We start from the raw sequence: 21,434 nt of genomic DNA, 5'->3' as shown, positions 1-21,434 counted from the left end.
CGTGCCAGGTTACCGTCCGCTGGAAATCAGTAGCCGATGGTTCCCATGGGCTGCGCGAAATGCAGCCGGTCCGGCTCGGTGTGGCCGACGACTTGCACGTCGGGCTTGACCTCTTCGCGGTAGCCGAGCCCGAATCGGACCACGTACTGGCGGTACAGGGTGACCAGGGGAGCGGCGGCCAGGGCGGCTTGCATGGCGGCCGCGTTGCCGATCGCGGTGATCGTGTAGGGCGGGCTGTAGGTGCGTCCGTTGAGCAGCAGCGTGTTGCCGACGCACCGGGGCACGGACGTGGCGATGATGCGCTGGTCCTGCATCTGGATCGCCTCCGCGCCGGCGCTCCACAACGCGTTGAGGACGGCCTCGATGTCTTGCTGGTGCACCACCAGGTCGTCGGGCGACGCATCCCGCGGGAAACGGCCGTTGGCGTCCCGCGGCGCGTCGTCCAGGGTGACAGCTAGGCCCGGACCGTGCACCGGATTCATGTCCGCCTCGGCGGCCAGCTCGGCGGAGCGGCGCAGCATCGCCGCCAACGCCAGATCCGAGGACCGCCCGTGCGCGGCATCGATCTTGCCCGCCAGCGAGTCGCGTTGGGCGTTGAGATGGTTCACCGACGCTTGGGCCTCGCGAACCAGATCGACCAGCCGGGGGGCGTCGCTGCGACGGATCTCGGCGCCGCCGGACACCCCGTGGGTGGCGGCAAGGAGCAATCCCGCTGACAGGCACACCACCGGGACGCCGAAGCGCCATGGTGACCGGCGTCCGTCGCTCATTCGGCTCTCCAATTTCCTGGTCGGCCTGCCGTGTGAGTTAGTCTCGTACCCAAGCTGTGCGTGCAGCTGCGGTCTTATCGTTGCACCCGTCCCACACACCGTCTTGCTGAGGTAATCATGCCCAAGTCCAAGGTCCGCAAGAAGAACGACTTCGCCGTCGGCGCGGTCAGCCGCACGCCGGTGAAGGTGAAGGTTGGACCGTCGAGCGTGTGGTTCGTTGCCTTATTCGTCGGCCTCATGCTCATCGGGCTCGTCTGGCTGATGGTGTTTCAGCTAGCCGCCGTGGGCAGCCAGGCGCCGACCGCGCTCAACTGGATGGCGCAACTCGGGCCATGGAACTACGCCATCGCGTTCGCTTTCATGATCACCGGCTTGTTGCTGACGATGCGCTGGCACTGAGCGTCGTCAGCCTCGGAATGAATTCATTTTTGGGTTGCTCCGTTACTGCGCCAGCAACATTCCCACCCCCCAATCACACGCGTGTGATTTATCCCCACTGTTGATAGCGTCTGTGGATAACTCCATAGGCCGTGGTGGGAGGGGCTGAGCGGCGCATGCAGCAAACACAATGGGAGCCCCGCGCGCCCGGAATCGCTGGTTGTGGGGCCGTCGGCTTTCTGATGGCTATCGCCAGTGTGACCGTGGTCACAGACGTGCCGGGGCGGGTTCTCACAGGGATTGCCGCGGCGGGTCTGCTCTTGTTTGCGGGCGCGACGTGGCGTGCGCGGCCCAAGCTGGCAATTACCGCCGACGGCTTGTTGCTCCGGGGATGGTTCCGGACGCAGGTATTACGACCCGACGACATCAAGATCATCCGAATCATCGAGTTCCGCCGCTACGGGCGCAAGAACCGGCTACTCGAGGTCGAAACCGCCGACGGCGGGCTGGTTCTGTTCTCTCGCTGGGACCTCGGAACGGACCCGCTAGAGGTGCTCGACGCGCTGACCGCCGCCGGCTATGCGGGCCGTCACCGGCCCTGATCGGAGCGGCCGGCCCGGCTTACGAGATGGTGATCGACTCGATGACCACCGGCTCAGTCGGGCGGTCGTTGGCGTCGGTGGACGTCGTCGCGATCGCCTCGACCACCCGCTGCGAGTCCGGGTCAGTCACTTCGCCGAAGATCGTGTGCCGACGGTTCAGGTGGGGTGTCTTGCCGACCGTGATGAAGAACTGGGAGCCGTTGGTGCCCGGGCCCGCGTTCGCCATCGCCAGCAGGTACGGCTTGTCGAATTGCAGTTCGGGGTGGAACTCGTCGGCGAACTTGTAGCCCGGCCCGCCGCGACCGGTGCCGGTCGGGTCGCCGCCCTGGATCATGAAGCCCTGGATCACCCGGTGGAAGACCGCGCCATCGTAGAACGGACCGGAGGACCCGCCCGATGCGTTCTGGGTCGAGTACTCCTTGGTGCCCTGCGCCAGACCAACGAAGTTGGCGACGGTCTTGGGCGCGTGGTTCCCGAACAGGGCGACTTTGATATCGCCGCGGTTGGTGTGGAGCGTGGCGGTAGCGGTCTGATGGGGGCTGTTGGTCACGGCATGAGAGTCTGCCACTACGCGTGGGCGTAGCCGCACCCGGTGTCGCTCAAGCCGAGCCGCCGCCGAAACTGCGTCGCGCGCATGGCGGTTCCGCCGACGTCCCTATGCTGGCAGTCTGTTCAGCACGCACAGGAAAGGCGGCAGATGATCGCAAAGGCGGAATCCCGGCTGACCCCGCGGGAGCGACTGGCTCGCGGGCTGACCTACTCGACACTGGGACCGGTGGACGTCACCCGGGGAGTTGTCGGCCTCAGTGTCCAGTCGGCTCAGTCGACCGCATCGCAGATCCGTCGCAAATACCAAGAGGGGCGCCTGGCCAAGGAACTCGCCGCGGCCCAAGAGGCGCTCGCCCAAGAGCTGGCCGCCGCGCAGGAGGTGGTCGCGGGACTGCCTCAGGCGCTGCAGGACGCGCGTCGGGGGCAGCGGCGCGGCAAGCGCCCGTGGGTGATCACCGGAGTCGCTGTCGCGGTCCTCGCCGGCGGCGCCGTCGCGTTCACCGTGGTGCGGCGCTCGGTGCGGGAGAAGCCTCAGGAACCGCAGTCGCGGCCGCCCAGCGTCGACGTGCAGCCGCGCCCCTGACGACCGCCCTCCCCTAAGGCATCGCCTCGGCCCAGTCGACGTGCCCCTCGAAACCAAGCGTTCTCGCCATCTCCCGGTAGCGATCTCTGAAATGCGAGTAGGCCTCCCTATCGCATCGAGCCCGCGCCAGAAGAGCGCGCATCCGCTGCAGCCAAATCTCACGTATCGCCAGACCCTCGTCGGCCGGCGCGACCGCTAACCGCTCGATCGCGGCCTCGGCTTCGGCCACGTCACCTTCGGTCCCCCGGCCCAGCAGGGTCTCCACCAGAACGCCCGTAGTCGGAATGCCCCATGAGAGCAACTGTCCGCCGCGGGCGAGATGGTCGACGGCGGCGCGCATCTGCGGTATCGCTTGGTCGCGATCCCCTCGGCGGGCCGTCTCACGCGCCACGTACGCGTCAAGCAGCGGTAGATCGCACAAGAAGTGCCCGCGGCGCAGGAACACTTCGTGGACTTCCGCCAGCAACCTCTGCCCGCGATCACGCTCAGCATCCGTGTGGCGGTGTACCAGCGCAAGCCCCAGGATCAACCAGGCAAAACCCAACTGGAGGTTGTCGCCCGATCGTTCGGCGATGGTCAACGCATCCTCGATCTCCCGCACCGCGGATTCGTCGGGCCGCAGCGCGCCGGCCGGTATCCCCGCGGAGTACACATAGCTGACGAGGGTGACGTAGGACAGGGAGTCGGCGCCCTGCGCCACGGCCAGCCCGCGACGCAGGTCCTCTCGCCATCCCGGGCGACCCAGCGCGTAACGGGCGATGGCCCGCTGCGCGAAGGCGAGCGCCAGAGGAGACCCGAAAAGCAGGTTGCCTTTGGCGGGGTCACCGGCGGCCAGGTTGATGACCCGCTGGGACAGCCGAAGCATCTCGGACCACTCGCCGCTTGCCATCTTGGCCCGGATCGGCGTGAAAGACAGCGCGACCGTCAACGTTGGATCGCCGATGGACTCGACGAGGGTGACGGCCTCCGAAGCCAGCCGCGAAGCCTCGAGAACGCGGTCCTGGTGCGTGTGATCCGCCACTAGCGCTGCCATGGCGATGGCCAGGGACGCCTTATCGCCTGCGGCGTTGCACAACCTCCGCAATTCATCGAAACGATCGCCGGCCACGCTCATACGGACGCGCCAGGCGGTCGCGCACAACATTGTGCGCGGTGCGATGCGCATGGCTGCTCGGTCCGGGTCCTCGGCGGGTAATGCATCGGCGATCTTTCGGGCGCTTTCCCAACCCAGACGCGCCGCGGCGATGTCGCGGTAAGTCGCCCACATTGCCGCGCGCATGTGCCACCCGTAGGCATCCCGCAGGTCACCCGCGGCTTCGAGGTGTTCGGCGATCAGTGCCGCGTTCTGGTCGGCCGATTCCGGCTCGCGGGCCTCGATGGCGGCGGCCAGACGCCGGTGCATCTGGGCACGGTCGGATTTCAGTTGTGATTCGTAGGCCACAGTGCGGATCAGCGGGTGGCGGAACGCGAACTCGGCTCCCGGAGTGAAACGGACCTGATCAATCAGCGCGGTGCTGAGGAGCCCATCGAGGGCAGGGGCATTGCCCACCGCGGCGAGCAACTCGGGCGTAAAGCGCGAACCGATCACCGCGGCGGCGTTCAGCGTCTGCTTGGCATCGGGATCCAGACGGTCGATACGCGCGGCGATGGTGGCTTGCAGGTTCGCCGGAACGGTGACGTCGGCGATGTCTGTGGTGCACATGAAACCGCCGCGGTCGCCCTCGAGCACTCCCCGCTCGGCGAGCTCGCGCACCATCTCCTGTGCGAAGAACGGGTTCCCGCCGGCCCGTTCGGCAACAATCGACTTGATTCCGGTGACCGACGGATCGGCGCCCAACAACTCGTCGAGCAACGTTGCGGTTTCCGACTCACTCAAGGGCGCCAACGAGATCGTTTGCGCGCCAGGTACATTGGCGAGCACGCCGCGGTACTCGGGGCGGTACGTGATCAGCACCATCGACGGCGTCTGCGGGATGACGGTGAGTAATTCGGCCAGCAGCGACTCGCTGACCTCATCGATCCAATGCGCATCCTCGACGACGTAGAGAACCGGTTGGGTGCGGGTCAACGAGATTGAATTGATCAGTGCGGTCAGCCGCCGGCGCCGCGCGTCGGGACGGATCGTGGGGGGCGGCGTCTCCGGGTCTCTAATTCCCATCAGGTCATACAGCAGCAGCACATCTTCATCGGATGCATCGGGCACGCTGGCGCGCACCTGCGCGCGCGCCGCCTCATCGTCGAGCTCGGTTATCCGGGCGACGTCGCGCAGCAGGCCCGCCGCCACGACGAAGGGGACATCGCTGGTATGCGACTCGCAGAACACCGACGACACTTCGACACCACGCTGGCGGGCCATCGAGACAGCCTCGCTAGCGAGTCGCGTCTTGCCGATGCCCGCCGGTCCGACAACACAAACCACACATCCCCGGCCACTCACTGATCGATCCAAAAGGCCGGTGAGGGTGGCGAGTTCGAGGTCTCGCCCTACCAACGCGCCCCGCAGCGGGCTGCTTTCGTCATGCCCGCCGGAAATGCTCAGCAGACGGCGGGCCAGCACCGGGACGTCGCTGCCCTTTAGGTGAACCTCCTCGGCGTCGGCCAGCACGGTGGCGTGCTGAACGAGTCGAGCGGTGGATTCGCTGAGCATCACTCCGCCCGGCGGCGCCACCGATTCCATCCGTTGCGCCATTCCGACCTGTTCACCGATTGCGGTGTAACGGAACGGTCCGGAACCGATTTCACCGGCGATCACCTGACCGGAGTTCAGGCCCACCCGCAACTGCAGCTCCACCGCGTCGCGTTCCCGGACCTCGACAGCGAGCCGCTTGATCTCGTCCTGAATACCCAGGGCCGCCAGGCAGGCGCGAACGGCGTGGTCTTCCATTGCTACGGGCGCACCGAACACCGCCATGATTCCGTCGCCTGTGAACTTGTCCACCGTGCCCCCGTAGCGGTGCACCACCTCCGTGCAACGGTTGACCAATTCGGCCATGATCTCGCGCAACCGCTCCGCACCAACGGCGGTGGCGATGTCCATGGAGTGCACGACGTCCGCGAACAGTACCGACACTTGCTTGTACTCCGCATGCGCGGCGGGCTCGGCAACCGGCGCGCCGCATCCGTGGCAGAACCGCGCATTCTCGGGGAGATCGATGCCGCACGCCTCGCACGTTGCTACGGCCGTCATCCGACCCCTCCGCCAATCCGGGCCCCGCGTTTGCCGGGGTTCTCAAAGAATAGGCCGTTGGACGGTCCGCGAGGGAGTGTTGGCTTCACTCCGGGTGAGGCCGGCGCGCGGGATCAAGCGTGGGCCGCCTCAATCCTTAGCAAAGCGGAACAGCCGGTACGAGGCCTCCCCGTTTTCCAGACGGCGGTAGATCAACGAACCCGGTCCGCCTGCGTAGTCGTGGGCTATGCCGCGCAGAAAAGCTATGTTCGGGAGGCGCCGGATGATCTGGTCGAAGAACCGATTCTTCTCCAGGCCGCGCATGACCTCCGCGTTGATGGCCTTCCCCGAAATCAGGCGCAAGGGGATGCCGGCGAGGTCCGGCTCCCAGGCGGCGATCTGGTCGGCGTAGCGGATGTCGGCGTACAGGAAGTCCCCTCCCGGGCGCAGCACCCGTGCGACCTCGGCGAAGAACCGGGGGACGTTTTGGTAGTTGATCGCGGCTTCGACATTGATCACCGCGTCGAAGGAGCGATCGGGGAAGGGCAGGCTCTCGGCATTGCCCTGCACGAAGTCCAGACCGGGTAGCCTGTGCCGCTTGCGGCAGAACTCTATGCCGACCGTGTTGAGATCCAGGCCGGTGTAGGAGGCCGGGTGCAGGGTCCGCATCAGATATGAAGCGCCGCCGCCGTGGCCGCAACTCACCTCCAGCACCTGTTTCCCGGTGAGATCCACTTGGGTCGCCGTGCGGTGGTAGAGCTGAATGGGGTATCGGTCGGGCTCGTCGGAGGCCGCCAGCGGCAAGGCCATGGGCGGATCCTCCTCATATCCGTAATTGAGGAAAAGCACGTCGTCCCTGGTGAGCAGGCGGCTGAGCAACCGATAACCGTATTTGAAGCGCAAATCCAAGAGCTGCAGCGAGATTGGATTGCGGTTCAGCCGCTCGATCAGGCTTTCGGTTGCTGTACGTCGCAGCTGGTCATCGTCTTCAACGCAAGCCCGGCGCGTTGGGAATGGCCGAGGTAACCTGACGCCCATGCTTAAGTGTCCCATTCCGACACTGCTGGTTGAACGCGCCAGTCTGCAGCCCAACCGGACGGCGTTCACGTTTATGAATTACGAACAAGACCAGGCCGGCATGGCCGAGAGCCTGACGTGGGCGCAGCTGTATCGCCGCGCGCTCAACCTCGGGGAGGAGCTCAGGCTTCACGGGTCAAGAGGTGACCGCGCCGTGATTTTGGCGCCCCAGGGACTCGACTACATCAGCGCGTTTCTTGGCGCATTACAGGCCGGGCTCATCGCGGTTCCCCTCGGTGGCGCCAGCGACGAACGCGTCGGTGCGGTGCTGCGAGACGCATCGCCTTCTGTCGTTCTCACGACGTCCAGCGTCGCGGCCGATCTCGCCCAGTACGTCGGCTCGATGTCTGGTGAATCCGCTCCATCGATTATCGAAATCGACTCGCTGGAACTCGACTCGAAGAAACGGCCCGCGGCGCGGTTGGACATTCCGACGGACACCGCCTATTTGCAGTACACGTCCGGCTCGACCCGCACCCCCGCGGGCGTCATGGTTTCGTACACGAACATCATGGCCAATTTCGAGCAGATCAATGCCGGCTTCTTCGGAGATCACGGGGGTGTTGCCCCTCCGGACACGACGGTGGTGTCCTGGCTGCCGTTCTACCACGACATGGGTCTGCATCTCGGAATCATCTTTCCCATTCTGACGGGATTCCACACCGTGCTCGCCAGTCCCGTCTCGTTCCTGCAGCGGCCGGCCCGGTGGATGCAATTGCTGGCAAGGAACATTCACGCCTTGTCGGCAGGGCCCAACTTTGCTTTCGATCTGGCGGCTCGGAAGACATCCGACGACGACCTGGCCGGGCTTGATCTCAGCAGCGTGCTCAGCATCCTCAACGGCAGTGAGCGGGTACAGCCGGCGACACTGCAGCGCTTCAGCGAGCGGTTCGCCTCCTTCAACCTCCGCGACCGGGTGTTGCGACCCTCATATGGAATGGCAGAAGCAACCCTCTATGTCGCGACCCGCGAAGCGGGTCAATCACCCCGAGTTGTTGATTTTGAATCCGAAAAGCTGACCGCGGGCCTGGCGGAGCGCTGCCCCAGCGGAACCGGCACGCCCCTGGTCAGTTACGGCGCGCCCCGGTCCCCGATGGTCCGCATCGTCGATCCAGAGACCCGTTGCGAGTGCTCGGCCGGAGCGACCGGCGAGATTTGGGTGCACGGCGGCAACGTCGGAGCGGGCTATTGGCAGAAACCCCACGAGTCCGAGCAGACATTCGGCGCAACGCTCGTCGCTCCGTCGGCCGATACACCCGAAGGGCCATGGCTACGGACCGGAGATATGGGATTCCTCTCCGACGGAGAACTTTTCATCATCGGCCGGATCAAGGATCTGCTGATCGTCTACGGGCGAAACCATTCTCCCGACGATCTCGAGGCGACGATTCAGAGCATCGCGCCGGGACGGTGCGCGGCGATCTCGGTTCCGGACGACGGCACGGAAAAGCTCATCGCCATCATCGAGTTCAAGAGTCGCACCGATTCCAACGAAGCGGCGGTTGACGCCTTCGACGCCGTGAAACGCAAAGTCACCTCTGCGATATCCAGCGTGCACGGCCTGAGCGTTGCGGATCTTGTTGTGGTGGCGCCCGGTTCGATTCCCATCACCACCAGCGGCAAGGTCCGGAGGGCGGCCTGCGTCGAACGCTACCGCAAAAATCAGTTCGCCCGTTTGGACGCCTAGTACCGCGGGGTTGTTGTGAGATTTCCGAACCTGCTGCGGACCGAATCGGAGCGCACCGTCGCCGCCGTGCGGCATCACCTACATCACAACACCTTTCACTTCATTTGCGAAACCCACCTGCAGCTTCCTTCGCAGCCTCCGGCCGGTGGCCGCACCCTCGTTTTGTTCGCTCACTTCGACCCCCAGGGGATCGTCGATCCTTACGTCGCCCATTACCTCAAGGCGCTGCACGAGCTCGGAGCGACCATCGTCTTCGTCTCCGGGTCACCCACCCTCACGCCGGAATCGGTCGCTTCCATCCGCTCCCTCTGTGCCGGCATTTACACCCGCCGCACGCTGTCCCTCGACTTCGGCTCGTGGCACCTGGCATGGTCCATCCTCAGGCAGCGTGGCTGGTCGCTCGATCAGTTCGACCGTTTCGTCGTCGCCAACGACAGTGTGTTCGGTCCGCTCTTTCCCCTTCAAGAGATGTGGGGCTCGTTCCACGATGCGGACATGTACGGTGCCATCGAAAACACCCAGATGGTCACCCATCTCCAATCATTCCTCTTGGCTTGGGATCTCAATTCGCGCACCCGCCCGTTCCTCAACCAGTTTTGGGACGATTTTCAGTATGTCGTCCACAAAGGCATGGTCATCTGGCGGTACGAGATCGGCATTTCCGTGCGTGCTCGTAGAGCAGGGCTGAGGATCAAACCGTTCGTCTCCGCCGCCACCATCGAGGCCGCCTACCCCTCATCGGCAAACCCGTGGGCCCGCAGACGATCCGCGCGAAACAACGGCACCCTTTACCTGTGGGACAGCCTCATCGAGGACTTCCGATTCCCCTTCCTCAAGACGAACCTGGCGCGCTATGACATGCCATGGCATGCGTCCATGGCGTGCCTGCGCGACGTCATCGAGCAACACACCGCCTATCCTTTCCAGCTGATCCAATCGAACGTTCACAGGCTCGGCCGGAAGGCGCCCTCCCTGTTCAGCGGCTATGCTCGCCCGACGGCCAGGTGGATACGCCCTGAAGCGCGCGGAACCTTTTCGCCCAGGAGTACCGGGTCAACATGAGCGGCGGCGTTTAAGGTCAAATGCTGCTTAGACCTTCCGTCACCAGCACTAGCCCCACGACAGCGGGGAAGACAATGAGGATCCGCCGACGGTGAGCGACAAACCAGCCCTCCAGCTGCAGCATGGCGGCCTGCGTTTTCGCCGGCATTACCAAATAGCTGACGAGCGGGACCTCCACCAGAACAAGCACCACGACGGTGAATATCACGACTGCGCCAAGTTGGGTGCCGATCGCGGCCCTCGAGGAGACGATCATGATGAGCACGACGAGATAGTCGACAGGTGGCACCGTCGACAGCAAACCGACCGTAAACGCCACCCACGGATTCCCGCCTTGCAGCGCACGACGGACGCGGGCCCTGAAACGCGCTGGGGCGCTTAGTGTGAGCGGTTTGAGCGCCGGCGCCGGCGGGGGGCCCGCGTACCCCGATGCTACTGCCGCGATCAATAGCGCGAGCACGCCGACGGCGATGTGAAAATAGCCGCCCGTGAAGCGGGCGACCGTGGACCTCATACCTTCCATAACCGTCGGTAGGGTATTGCCGAGCAGTGCAAAAGCGGCAAAGCCTGGCGCAATGCCCGCTGCCAGACCGCCCACCCAGTATGCGAGAAGGTTGTGCCGGGGCCGGGGTCGTGACATCAAGACTCCGCCGATGACAAGACGCGTCGGGTCGAGCGACACCCAAAGTGCGATCGCCAACAACGTGCCCCACATCATCTAACGCCCTCCCCGAGGACGGCATCTTCAAGGAGATCGGCTGCGGCTGCGACGCTTTCGGCAGGCTTGGTCATCTGCCTCGCGATTTCGCGGGCTCGGCTCGCGTATGGCGGGGCTAGCAGCTTGCGGAGATGCGCGGCCAGCGATCCCACGGTGGTGGTCGACAGGCGCCCGGCGCGGCCGACTCGCATTCGTATGACCTGCGCCGCCCATAGCGGCTGCTCGGCCACGTCCCAGAGGATCAACGTAGGGATCCCTGCCCGCAGGCCTGCGGCCGTGGTGCCTCCGCCGCCGTGGTGGACGATCGCGCGGCAGATCGGAAGGACGGCCGTATAGTTCAGCGGGCCCACAAGCCTTACCTGTTCGGGATTCAAGCTGCAGTGGGAGCCGCTCGTGCCGGAATAGATCAAGGCCCGTTCGCCGAGCTCTGCGCAAACCGCGGCGATCATGGCGATCGTGTCGGCGGGGGCTTGAACCGGTGTGCTGCCGAAGCCGAAGTAGATGGGCGGCGTTCCCGCGGCGATCCACGAAGCCACCTCACCGTCGGCATCTGTCGGCAAGTCCATGGTCAGCGCACCGACGAAGGGTCGCCGGCCGTTCCATTCCGCCGCCAGGCCCGGAAAGCAAACCGCGTCGTAGGCCTGGATTTCGAGCGCTCCGCGTTGCGCCATCCGTTTCACCGCGGGGGCCGCTGTCCGCGGTAGGCCCAGTTCACGACGTTGCGCATCGTCGACGTCCTTGGTGATGCGCCAGTACAGCCACCAAGCCGCCCTCAACGTGGAGCGGACCAGGGGAGCCGGCGAGGGTATCGACGGAAGGGCGAGCCGGCCATTGACGCAGATCGGCATGTGGTGGAGTGCCGCACACGGAATGTCGTAGTACTCGGCGACATTGGCGACGACCCCGTGGTAGGTCTGGCCGGTTATCAGCAGGTCGGCCCCGTCCGCGAGTGAAGTCAGCGTCGTGCTCATCTGCGCCCAGCCCTCGACGAACAGCTCCCTGACGTCGCGGACCAGGTTGATCGGATTCTGCAGCGTAAAGACATGGTGATGGAAATCCGCGAGTGCGTTCACCTGCTTATCCGAATCCGGCCCGTACCCGACCGCACCAAGCCCGGCCGACTCCACGAAATCCACCAGGTTAGGCGGAACGGCCATGCGCACTTCGTGCCCTCGCCGCAACAGCTCCAGACCCATGGCGGCGCAGGGTTCGACGTCGCCGCGGGTGCCGTGGGCGGCCAAGACAATTTTCATCGACGCAACCCGGCCCGTCAGTCGTCGTCCGCGTAGGCGAGGTCCGTGACTGCTGTCAGCGCTGCACCTCCGGGACGACCGTTCACGACTCGGCTGAAGACCGATTTCAACACACTCAGGTATCGGGCCACCGAATCCCTCGCCACGGGATTGTTGGGGAAATTCACCCATATCGACACCACGTCGAAGAGGCGAATCACTGAGATATACACGTGCGCCGGATCTCTTGGGTCGCAGTAGATCCGGATGTTCGCATCCTTCATGTGCGAGGCGACGGTCGCGGAGAACGGCGGCAGGCCCGTATCCATGTAGTTGACCATGGTGCAGTTGGGACCCCACGGCCTGAGCCACGGCGCCAACTTCAATACGTCGTTGAATGCCACATCCGCCAGATCGAGATTCGAATCGAAGGAAGCCTGCGCCGCACGGGCGGTCTCTTCAAAAGATGTGGGCTTGACGGGAACAATTAACGGAACCACGCCGGTGAACCACCCCATTGTGGAGAACTCCGCCAACGACCTGCGCTTGTCGGTCGGAGTGAGCCCGTAATATGTTGCCGCGCCGGTCATTTCATATTGTGCGAGAGCCACACAGGCAAACAAGCCACCGCTGAAGCGGGCACCCGCTTGCGTGCAGAGGGATTCGAATTCGGCTGTCTGGTCCTGATCCATCAGCCGCTCCACCGCGAGGTCACCACCAGTGGGTACAGACAAGTCACCGAGGGGGAGGGGGAAGTCCGGCAGGGTCCCGCCGTTGTCTTCGGCGAATTGGATCCACTTCCGAACCTCGGGAGAGGCCGGGCTCAACGCCGACAGCCGCTGCTTTTCTCGAATGCAGAAATCGTCGTGACTGGCCGGGGGTGGTGACTGAACGAGCGCACCGCCCTTAACGAGGACGCGGTAGTTCATCAGGATCTCGGTGTACAAGCCCGAGAGAATCGTCGGGTCACAGTGGATGTGATCGACGATCGAGAAAAACGTGAAGTGGTCCGCACGCTGAATGATGCCGAACCTGAAGCAATCCCACTGCACCGGATCAGGGGTGGACAGCACAAACTGGTGCCACTCGCTTGGCGTCATCTCCTCGTGCCGGATTGGCATGAATTCGATGTCGGCGGGATCATCGATGGTATGCCGCACAATGGTTTCCGGGTCTTGGTATACGAACCAACTGTGATACGTCTTGTGCCGGCGTAGGTGCGCGTTGATGACGTAACTCATGGCTCGGATATCGCACCGCCCGGGTTCGTCGCCAGAACCGATCACTAGCCGGGCGTAGTTGAGGCCCCGGGCCGCATACCGCGAAAAGCCGCGCAGATGGGCTTCTTGCATGGCACTGAGCGGAACGTCGCTTATCGGGGCCTGCCGGACCTTCTCAACCGAGGCGGGTGACGCCTGCCAAGACACGACCTTGCCCGGCTCTGGTACCCAGTCATGCACCGTTCCCACGAACAGCCCGCGCGCTGGGCCTGCACCTACGAACACCCTTCCCCCTCAATCCTCTGACTCGGCGGACGTTTCGATGTGCGGGGTATCGGGACCGGCCGCTGCCGGCCATTGAGATTCCAGCTTTTCGGACAGCAGCCCGGCGAGACCCCGAATCGTGGTGATGTCGTTCGTGGTGACGCGTATCCCTGTTTCGGCCTCGACGCGGGTCCGCAGCTCGAGGTTGCCCATCGAATCGAGGCCGTATTCGGAAAGAGGGTGATCCGGATCTATGGTGCGCCGCAGGATCAGGCTGATGGCATCGGAAAGCATGCGACGAAGACGGATGGGCCGCTCCTCCGGCGGCAGCGCGCACAACTCGTTGAGCAATTCGCTCTTGCCCGCAGATGTCTGGTCCTTCGACCGAAACAGTTCCGCGAACCGACTGCGTTGCGCATATCCGGCAAACCACGGCGTTCCCGTCATCCTTGCGTATCCGGAATACGGGCGGTCGTGGCACAGCAGGACCTGGAACGCATGGGCCCCCTCATCGGCCGTGAAAGCCGTGTCGCGCCAGTGCGCCAGGGCGGTACCTTCGCCGCCCTGTCCGGGGGGCAAATCTTCGCCCGCCTCGGCTCGGCGCTTGGTGGCGCGACCCACCTCGCCCCACAACGCCCATCCGATCGCGGTCGCGGGCAGGCCTTGGGTGCGCCGCCACCGCGCGAAGGCGTCCAACCAGCTGTTCGCCGCGGCGTAGGCCGCCTGCCCGGGCGAGCCCACCAGACCTACCGCCGAGGAGAACAAGCAGAACCAGTCCAGGTCAAGAGCGACCGTGGCTTGGTGTAAGTTCCACGCTCCGTGGACCTTTGGTGCCCAATTGCGGTCGATGAGCTCGTCGGTCATGTTCGCCAGCATTGCGTTTTCGAACACCGCCGCCGCGTGCAGGACCCCGCGCACCGGAAGCCCGGTCGCGGATGCGGCGGCGACCAGGCGCGCCGCCGTGCCGGCTTGGGTGATGTCGCCGCATTCCACCTCGATGTCGGTGCCCATCGCCCGCATGAACTCGACCGTTTCCAGCGTCTTGGAATTGGGCTGGGTGCGCGAACTGAGCACGATGCGGCCGCAACCGGCCGCCGCCATCTTTTCGGCGAGGAAAAGGCCGATGCCGCCCAAACCGCCAGTCACGATATAGGAGCCGTCGGCACGGAAAGCCGGGACGTGCTCAGGCGGTACAACGACTTTCGTGTGCCCGGACTGGGGCGCGACGAGCACGAACTTGCCCGTGCGTTCCGCGTCGCTCTTTGCGCGCAGAGCCGTGGCCGCAGCAGCCATCGGGTAGTGAACGAGCTTGGGTGACGGCAATTCACCGTTTGCCACGTGCCGGTACACCGTGGCCAACAGTTCGTTGATCCGCTTCGGGTGACTCTCGGACAGCATTGTCAGGTCGATGTGATGAAACGTCATGTTGCGGTGAAACGGGAAGGGGATCGGCTGCGTGTTCGTGTGGCCATCGTGCTTACCGATCTCCACGAATCGCCCGCCGGCCGCCAGCGCTTCCAGCCCGACGCGCTGTGCGGGGCCGGTTAGGGAGTTGAGCACGATGTCAACGCCCTCGCCGTCGGTGTCGCGGCGTACCTGCTCTCCGAATGCGGTGCTGTGCGAGTCGTAGACGTGCTCGATGCCCTTGTCGCGCAATAGCCTTCGCCGCTCCTCGCTGCCGGCGGTGGCAAAGATCTCCGCTCCCGCGGCGCGGGCGATCGCGATCGCCGCCTGCCCGACGCTGCCCGTGGCGCGGTGGATCAACACACGGTCGCCGGCGGCGATCCTCGCCTGATCGTGTAGCCCGTACCAGGCGATGGCGTGCGGTGTGCTGACGGCGGCCGCCTGGTCATCGGCGAGGCCGGGTGGCAATGTAACGGCGAGACGGGCGTCGCAGGTGACAAATGTTGCCCAGCAACCGTTTTCGGAGAATCCGCCGACATGGTCACCCACCCGGTGAGTTGTCACTTCCGGGCCGACCGCGCTCACAACGCCGGCAAAATCCTTGCCGAGCTGAGGTGCATCCCCGTCGCTACCGGAGTCCTGGCGCGCGGCGAAGAGGAGATCGGCGAAGTTGATACTGGATGCGGTCACCGCGACCTCGATCTCTCCAGGCCCCGGCGGAACGCGTTGGAACGCGGCCAGTTCCATAGTTTCCAGATCACCGGGCGTGCGGATCTGTACGCGCATCCCGGCCCGTGTGTGGTCCACAACGGCGGTCCGCCGTTCCTCAGGGCGTAACGGGGCGGGCATCAGGCGCGCCGCGTACCACTGGCCGTTGCGCCAGGCGGTCTCGTCCTCGTCCGAGGGTCCCAGCAGCTGTCGTGCCAGCTGCTCGGCGTCGGTGTTCTCATCCATGTCGATGTGGGCGGCCCGCAGATGCGGAAATTCAGTGCTGATCGCTCGCACCAGGCCGCGGAGCCCGGCCTGCTCCAGGTTGGTCGTGGCCCCGGGAAGCACCGCCTGGGCGGCGCGCGTCACCACGTACAGGCGCGGCGGTTCCGAGTCGATTTCCGTGATCTGCCGGGCGATCCGCACCAGGTGACGCACATAGTCCCCGGCGCGCAGGGCACACTCCTCGTCCGAGGTGCCGTTCCGGGGACCGGTGAGTATGACTACTCCGGCAACCCCGTGGCCAGCCAGATGGGAGGCGAGCAATTCGGAGTTGGCCCGGTGATCCGAATTCTGCGGCCACGTCATGGTTATGCAGCCGGCGCCTTCGGCTTTCAACGCATCGGTCAGGCTCGTGGCCATGACCGCTGCCGTGGTAGAGGTGCTGATCAACAAACAGGCTCCCGGCCCTACCTGATCCACAGCGGGCAGCGTCCGCTGTTCCCACTCGATGGTCAGCAGCCGTTCGTTCAGGACGCGATCACGGTTGGCCTTCTCCGAGGCGCCGGTGCCGACTTGCAGCCCGCGCACTGCGACGAGGACGGTCCCGTGCTCGTCGAGCACATCGAGGTCGGCCTCCAACCCGGGCCCGGTGCCACATGTCACCCTCGTATAGCAGTAGCGCGCGGCGCGGGCGGGAGCGTAGGCACGGATCCGGTGTAGGCGCAGCGGTAGCAGCAGACCGGAGCTACCCGCGGCCCGGGCAGCGGAATGCGCTGCCACCGACTGGAAGCAGGCATCCAGCAAGGCGGGATGCGCGCCGTAGGCGCTCTGTTGCGAGCGGATCGGACCGGGCAGCCCGACCTCGGCCAGCAGTGTGCCCACCCCCTCGTCCGCGCCGTGCACCGCGGCCAGTCCGGCGAAAGCCGGACCGTACTGCAAACCGTGCTCGTCGAACTGCTTCCGCAACTCGGCCCCCTCCAGCCGGCGCGAGTGGGCCGCGATTAGGGCGGGCATGTCGTAAGCCGGCGGCGGGTCCTCATCCGCCGCCGCGTGCAGCACGGCGGTCGCCCGCCGAGTCTGGGAGCCGTCCTGGAAGGTCTCCACAACGAAATCGGCGACGCCCGGTGCGGTCACCGACGCGGCTGCGGATATCGGCGTCTCGTCGTCCAGCAGCAGTGTCGCCTCGAAGGTGATGTCCCGGACCTCGGATCGCTCGCCGAGGACGGTACGGGCTGCGGCCCACGCCATCTCGCAATAGGCTGCCCCCGGCAGGACGGGCACATTGTGAATCCGGTGGTCGCCCAGCCAGGGTTGCGCCGCGGTGCCGACCTCACCCTGCCAAACATGGCGCTCCGGCTCGTGCAATCGCACATGCGGCCCCATCAAGGGGTGCACCGCCACGGTGCAAACACCGCGCGCCCGCGACTCCTGACCGTTGCGGGACAACATCAGCCGGCGGTGGTTCCATGCCGGTAGTGGCGCGTCCACCAGCCGTCCCCCTGGGCACAGCGCCGAGAAATCGATTGCCGCGCCGGCACCGTGCAGATCCGCCAGGAAGCCACGCAGTCCGTGCGGCAGCTCCTGATCTCTGCGCATGGCGGCGAGTGCGGCCAGCGGCATGCCGAGGCCGGCGGCAGTCTGCTCGGCCGCGTGGGTGAGTAGGGGATGCGGAGCCAACTCCGCGAAGACCCGGTAGCCGTCCTCTAACGCGGCCTGCACGGCTGCGGCAAAACGCACCATGTGGCGCAGATTGTCCGACCAGTACCAGGCGTCGCACACGGGTTCCTCCCGCGGGTCGAACGCGGTCGCGGAGTAGAAGGGCACCTCCGGTGGCATGGGTTTGAGCTCCGCCAGCACATCGGACAGCTCGTCGAGGATTGGGTCGACCTGTGGGGAGTGCGAGGCGACATCGACAGCGATCTCGCGGGCCAACACGTCCCGTTGCTCCCACGCTGCGACCAGATCTCGCACCGCCTCGGTCGCGCCGCCGATGACGGTGGACTGCGGCGAGGCCACCACGGCCAGTACGACGTCGTCGACGCCGCGCGCCATCAGTTCCAGCAGCACTTGCTCGGCTGGCAGTTCCACCGACGCCATCGCCCCGGAACCTGCGATCGTCGACATCAGCCGCGAGCGGCGGCAGATGACGCGTACCCCGTCCTCCAGCGTTAGCGCTCCCGCCACAACCGCCGCTGCGGCCTCGCCCATCGAGTGACCGATCACGGCGCCCGGCCGCACCCCGTAGGCGCTCATGGTCGCCGCCAGCGCGACCTGCATAGTGAACAGCGCGGGCTGAATCCGGTCGATCCCGCTCACGGCGGAGGGCGCCGAAATCGCGTCAGCCACCGAGAATCCGGACTCCCGGGCGATCAGCGGCTCCATCTTGGCCACTGTCGCGGCGAACACCGGTTCGGTCGCGAGCAGTTCGGCGCCCATCGCCGCCCACTGCGAACCCTGCCCGGAGAACAGCCATACCGGTCCTCGGTCGTCCTGCCCGACCGTTGGCTGATATGGGAAGTCGCCTTCGGCGACCTCGGCCAAACCCCGGGTCAGCTCCTCGAGATCGTCCGCGACAACCGACGTGCGTACCGTCCGGTGCGCGCGTCGGCGAGCAAGGGTGTACGCCAGATCCGACGCCGTCAATCCCTGGGCGTGTACGTCGATCCAATCGGCGAGCCGCCCCGCGGTTCGCCGCAGTCCGTCAGCCGACGTGGCTGACAGCGGAAAAAGCAGCGGGCCCGAGGCCGGCGCGCATACGGGTACGCCCCCCTTGGGAGCTTGCTCCACGATCGCGTGCACGTTGGTTCCCGAGAATCCGTAAGACGACACCGCCGCCCGGCGGGGTCCGTGGTGACCGTTGCTGGGCCACGGCGTATTGTCCTGGGGCACAAAGAGGTTGGTTTCGATTTGCGCCATCTCATCGGGCAGCCGGGTGAAGTGCAGATTGCGCGGAATCACACCGTGCTGCACCGCGAGGACCGCCTTCATCAGCCCCAGCGCTCCGGCGGCCGATTGGGTGTGCCCGAAGTTGGTCTTAACCGATGCGAGCGCACACGGCCCGTCGAGCCCGTACACCTCCGCCAGGCTGGCGTATTCGATGGGATCGCCCACCGGCGTGCCGGGGCCGTGTGCCTCGACCATGCCGACGGTGCGGGCGTCCACGCCCGCCACAGCCAACGCCGCCCGGTAGGCCTCGACCTGTGCGGCGCGCGATGGCGTCACGATATTCACCGTGCGGCCATCCTGGTTCGCGGCCGTGCCGCGTAGCACGGCCAAGATCCGGTCGCCGTCGCGCACCGCATCCGGCAACCGCTTGAGCAGAAGCACGGCGGAGCCCTCCCCGGCCACAAACCCGTCGGCGGCGACGTCGAACGCATGGCAGCGCCCGGTCGCAGACAGCATTCCGATGGCTGAACCCGAACAGGACTTGCGTGGTTCGAATGACACGGAGGCTCCACCCGCCAGGGCGATATCACTCTCACCGTCATGCAGGCTGCGGCAAGCCAGATGCACCGCGGCCAGTCCGGACGAGCAAGCCGTATCCACGGTCATCGCCGGGCCGCGCAGCCCCATGGTGTAGGCGATCCGCCCGGAGCCCATGGCGAAGCTGTTGCCCATGTAGCCGTACGGCCCCTCCAAGGCGTTGGCCTCGGCATGCACGAACTGGTAATCGTCATGCATCAATCCCATGAAGACGCCGGTCCGCGATCCGGCCAGCGTGTCGCGAGTCAGACCGGCGTGCTCCATGGCCTCCCAGGAGGTTTCCAGCAGCAAACGATGCTGCGGATCCATCGCGGTCGCTTCGTTTTCGGTGATGCCGAAAAACTCGGGATCGAAGCCGGCGACGTCGTCCAGGAACGCGCCCCACTTCGACAGCGACCGGCCAGGCACACCGGGCTGGGGGTCGTAGAACTCGTCGGCGTCCCAGCGATCGGGCGGAATTTCGGTGACCAGGTCGTCACCGCGGAGCAACGCCTCCCATAACCGTTCTGGTGAATCGATGCCTCCGGGCAACCGGCAAGCCATGCCGATGACCGCAACGGGTGTGACTAACGGACACAAAGACATTGCCGATCCTTCGTCCGCACCCCGCTCGATATTGGCCCGAACAAAGCAATTCCTCCTCGCAGCAAAGGCGGAGATGCGCCGTGGGCCGCCTCATCGCTGGCTAGAACCCTGGCCGTCGTCGGGCTGCCTACTGTGCCGTCGACTTGGGGGTGTGTGGTCGGGCTTAGGCTTTCTCGCAGGTCAACCGCCCCACAGCGGCTGCGATACACCGGTCGCGCGATCGGTGTTTTCACATGTTAGCGGGATCACTATCGGTCGGGACGTTAATGCACGACGATTCCCGGCGTGGCGTGAGTTACCTGAATCGGTTTCGGCCGGCCGTTATGCCGATCAGCACGATGCGCTTTCGCAAGGCCCGAAGACGGGGCGCCTTCTAGCTGTGGAGCCTAGGGGAATCGAACCCCTGACACCCGCCTTGCAAAGGCGGTGCTCTACCAACTGAGCTAAGGCCCCTCGACGTGACTGGGTGGCTGACCGGTTGCGTCGTCCACCGCCACGTGCCAGACCTCGACCCCGCGTCGCGAGCGCACCACCGCCGCCACCACAGCGATCAGTGTGATTGGCAGGGCAACTCTTACGCAACGTCTTGACGGGCACATGGTTGTGGGCCTAGGAGGACTCGAACCTCCGACCTCTTCGTTATCAGCGAAGCGCTCTAACCGCCTGAGCTATAGGCCCGTACGCGGGGTACGGCCGAGCGACGAGATTACCGCAATCGCCGCCCCACCCCCAAAACGCTAGTCGCGGTCCGCCAGCGTCACTTCGATACCGCCGATCAGATCGGTGGTCAGGTTGTAGACGAACGCGGCGATGGTGGCCATCGCGGTCAACAACACGATGTTCACCAAGCCGATCAACACGGCGCCGCCGAAGATGGTGCCGCTGGACACGAGCTCGCCGCTGCTGCCGCTGGTGTTGTTCAGCAGGTCGCCGACGTTGCTGTTCAGCTTCGACCACACGCCCATGCCGCCGAGCACCAGGTACAGGAACGCGACGGCGATCATCCAGACGAAGAACAGCGCGACCGAGAGCAGCAGGGAGACCTTGAGCGTGCTCCACGGATCGATCCGCCGGATCTGCATGCTGGCCCGCACCGGGCCGCGCGGGCGCCGGGTTACCTGGGTGTGGCTTTCGCGGCCCTCCCGGCCCTCCCGGCTCTCGGAGGCCGGCGAACGCCCGGACCCCAGCGGGCTCGCCGCCTCCGGCGTGCGGTCGGGTGGCGTCTTGCGCTGCGGGCCGCGCGGCGTCGGCCCGGACAGGTCCGGCAACTCGCTGGCGTACGCCTCCGCCGGCGGCCCGTCACCGCGCCCCGGGGCGTCGGCCTCGTGCGGCGGGTTCTTCGCCTGCTGGGGCGCGCCGGCGCCCGGCGCCGCGGTGCCGGAGATGAACCGGTTCAGTCGGGCCTCGACCCCGGTGGGCGGGCCTGACGGCCGCGCCTCGGTCGGGGGCTCGCTCTGACGCTGCGGCGCTTGCGGTGGCCTGGGCCCGCCACGCTGCCACGGTGGCGACTCCCCGGCCTCCGGAGCGCGGCCGGGCTGTGCGGGCGGCGTCGCGCGGTGTATGCCGGCGCGCTCGGCCGAGCCGTCCCCATTGAGGCCATCGCCCTTCTTGGGGGCGCCCGGCTCGTTCGGTGAGCTCACCCCGACTCCTTTGATCTCCTGCCTCGACCCACAGGGCGATGGCAGTCACATTTTGTCTGGTCGGGCCGAGTCTAATTGCCCGGC

At 65.8% G+C, this 21,434-nt stretch carries 14 protein-coding genes and 2 tRNA genes; 5 read left to right on the top strand and 11 right to left on the bottom strand.

Annotated features, from left to right (window positions below; translation table 11 throughout):
• Positions 1–26 precede the first annotated feature (26 nt).
• Positions 27–770 carry a DUF881 domain-containing protein gene (locus H7J89_RS09270; RefSeq protein ID WP_066951008.1) on the bottom strand — a complete coding sequence of 248 codons (744 nt, stop codon included), beginning with the start codon at positions 768–770 and terminating at the stop codon, positions 27–29.
• Positions 771–887: 117 nt separating this feature from the next.
• Here H7J89_RS09270 and crgA point away from each other — a divergent pair, with 117 nt between their 5' ends.
• Complete coding sequence (crgA, locus tag H7J89_RS09265) at positions 888–1,169, top strand: cell division protein CrgA (protein WP_066951011.1); 282 nt, start codon at positions 888–890, stop codon at positions 1,167–1,169.
• A 155-nt stretch (positions 1,170–1,324) separates the two neighbouring features.
• On the top strand, positions 1,325–1,750 hold the full coding sequence (locus H7J89_RS09260; RefSeq protein ID WP_264042260.1) for a PH domain-containing protein: 426 nt from the start codon (positions 1,325–1,327) through the stop codon (positions 1,748–1,750).
• A gap of 19 nt (positions 1,751–1,769) precedes the next feature.
• On the opposite strand, the gene H7J89_RS09255 is transcribed toward H7J89_RS09260, so the two are convergent.
• On the bottom strand, positions 1,770–2,318 hold the full coding sequence (locus H7J89_RS09255) for a peptidylprolyl isomerase (RefSeq protein WP_264042249.1): 549 nt from the start codon (positions 2,316–2,318) through the stop codon (positions 1,770–1,772).
• 129 nt (positions 2,319–2,447) lie between these two features.
• Here H7J89_RS09255 and cwsA point away from each other — a divergent pair, with 129 nt between their 5' ends.
• Positions 2,448–2,882, top strand: a complete 435-nt coding sequence (gene cwsA / locus H7J89_RS09250) for a cell wall synthesis protein CwsA (protein WP_264042240.1) — start codon at positions 2,448–2,450, stop codon at positions 2,880–2,882.
• Positions 2,883–2,895: 13 nt separating this feature from the next.
• On the opposite strand, the gene H7J89_RS09245 is transcribed toward cwsA, so the two are convergent.
• Both H7J89_RS09245 and H7J89_RS09240 read right to left on the bottom strand, forming a co-directional pair.
• Complete coding sequence (locus H7J89_RS09245) at positions 2,896–6,069, bottom strand: AAA family ATPase (RefSeq protein ID WP_264042232.1); 3,174 nt, start codon at positions 6,067–6,069, stop codon at positions 2,896–2,898.
• A gap of 129 nt (positions 6,070–6,198) precedes the next feature.
• Complete coding sequence (locus H7J89_RS09240; protein ID WP_372513764.1) at positions 6,199–7,023, bottom strand: phthiotriol/phenolphthiotriol dimycocerosates methyltransferase; 825 nt, start codon at positions 7,021–7,023, stop codon at positions 6,199–6,201.
• 61 nt (positions 7,024–7,084) lie between these two features.
• Between H7J89_RS09240 and H7J89_RS09235 the strand changes: the two genes are divergently transcribed.
• On the top strand, positions 7,085–8,812 hold the full coding sequence (locus H7J89_RS09235; protein ID WP_264043785.1) for an AMP-binding protein: 1,728 nt from the start codon (positions 7,085–7,087) through the stop codon (positions 8,810–8,812).
• Positions 8,813–8,827: 15 nt separating this feature from the next.
• Positions 8,828–9,874 carry a rhamnan synthesis F family protein gene (locus tag H7J89_RS09230; protein ID WP_264042218.1) on the top strand — a complete coding sequence of 349 codons (1,047 nt, stop codon included), beginning with the start codon at positions 8,828–8,830 and terminating at the stop codon, positions 9,872–9,874.
• 16 nt (positions 9,875–9,890) lie between these two features.
• On the opposite strand, the gene H7J89_RS09225 is transcribed toward H7J89_RS09230, so the two are convergent.
• The 7 genes from H7J89_RS09225 to H7J89_RS09195 form a co-directional block, all read right to left on the bottom strand.
• Positions 9,891–10,592, bottom strand: a complete 702-nt coding sequence (locus tag H7J89_RS09225; RefSeq protein WP_264042210.1) for a GAP family protein — start codon at positions 10,590–10,592, stop codon at positions 9,891–9,893.
• Positions 10,589–11,845, bottom strand: coding sequence for a glycosyltransferase (locus tag H7J89_RS09220; RefSeq protein WP_264042200.1), 1,257 nt, complete (start codon positions 11,843–11,845; stop codon positions 10,589–10,591). The genes H7J89_RS09225 and H7J89_RS09220 overlap by 4 nt, the downstream gene beginning before the upstream one ends.
• A gap of 17 nt (positions 11,846–11,862) precedes the next feature.
• The gene (locus H7J89_RS09215) at positions 11,863–13,329 is read right to left on the bottom strand and encodes a condensation domain-containing protein (protein WP_308205112.1); all 1,467 of its coding nucleotides are present in this window, start codon (positions 13,327–13,329) and stop codon (positions 11,863–11,865) included.
• 9 nt (positions 13,330–13,338) lie between these two features.
• Entirely contained in the window at positions 13,339–19,710 is a 6,372-nt protein-coding gene (gene pks2 / locus H7J89_RS09210) for a sulfolipid-1 biosynthesis phthioceranic/hydroxyphthioceranic acid synthase (RefSeq protein ID WP_264042194.1), read from the bottom strand.
• Positions 19,711–20,090: 380 nt separating this feature from the next.
• A tRNA-Ala gene (locus tag H7J89_RS09205) sits at positions 20,091–20,163 on the bottom strand.
• 151 nt (positions 20,164–20,314) lie between these two features.
• Positions 20,315–20,388: transfer RNA gene (locus tag H7J89_RS09200), tRNA-Ile, on the bottom strand.
• Positions 20,389–20,447: 59 nt separating this feature from the next.
• On the bottom strand, positions 20,448–21,350 hold the full coding sequence (locus H7J89_RS09195) for a DUF3566 domain-containing protein (RefSeq protein ID WP_264042186.1): 903 nt from the start codon (positions 21,348–21,350) through the stop codon (positions 20,448–20,450).
• Positions 21,351–21,434: the final 84 nt, after the last annotated feature.

Origin of the sequence: Mycobacterium paraffinicum (assembly GCF_025822865.1) — a bacterium.
Lineage (GTDB): Bacteria > Actinomycetota > Actinomycetes > Mycobacteriales > Mycobacteriaceae > Mycobacterium > Mycobacterium paraffinicum.
This window is presented reverse-complemented; position numbering and strand designations above follow the sequence as displayed.

Coding starts and splice junctions, on each gene's coding strand:
- H7J89_RS09245 (WP_264042232.1), bottom strand. CDS start 6,069: ATGACGGCCGTAGCAACGTGCGAGGCGTGCGGCATCGATCTCCCCGAG.
- crgA (WP_066951011.1), top strand. CDS start 888: ATGCCCAAGTCCAAGGTCCGCAAGAAGAACGACTTCGCCGTCGGCGCG.
- H7J89_RS09270 (WP_066951008.1), bottom strand. CDS start 770: ATGAGCGACGGACGCCGGTCACCATGGCGCTTCGGCGTCCCGGTGGTG.
- cwsA (WP_264042240.1), top strand. CDS start 2,448: ATGATCGCAAAGGCGGAATCCCGGCTGACCCCGCGGGAGCGACTGGCT.
- H7J89_RS09260 (WP_264042260.1), top strand. CDS start 1,325: ATGCAGCAAACACAATGGGAGCCCCGCGCGCCCGGAATCGCTGGTTGT.
- H7J89_RS09235 (WP_264043785.1), top strand. CDS start 7,085: ATGCTTAAGTGTCCCATTCCGACACTGCTGGTTGAACGCGCCAGTCTG.
- pks2 (WP_264042194.1), bottom strand. CDS start 19,710: ATGTCTTTGTGTCCGTTAGTCACACCCGTTGCGGTCATCGGCATGGCT.
- H7J89_RS09225 (WP_264042210.1), bottom strand. CDS start 10,592: ATGATGTGGGGCACGTTGTTGGCGATCGCACTTTGGGTGTCGCTCGAC.
- H7J89_RS09220 (WP_264042200.1), bottom strand. CDS start 11,845: ATGAAAATTGTCTTGGCCGCCCACGGCACCCGCGGCGACGTCGAACCC.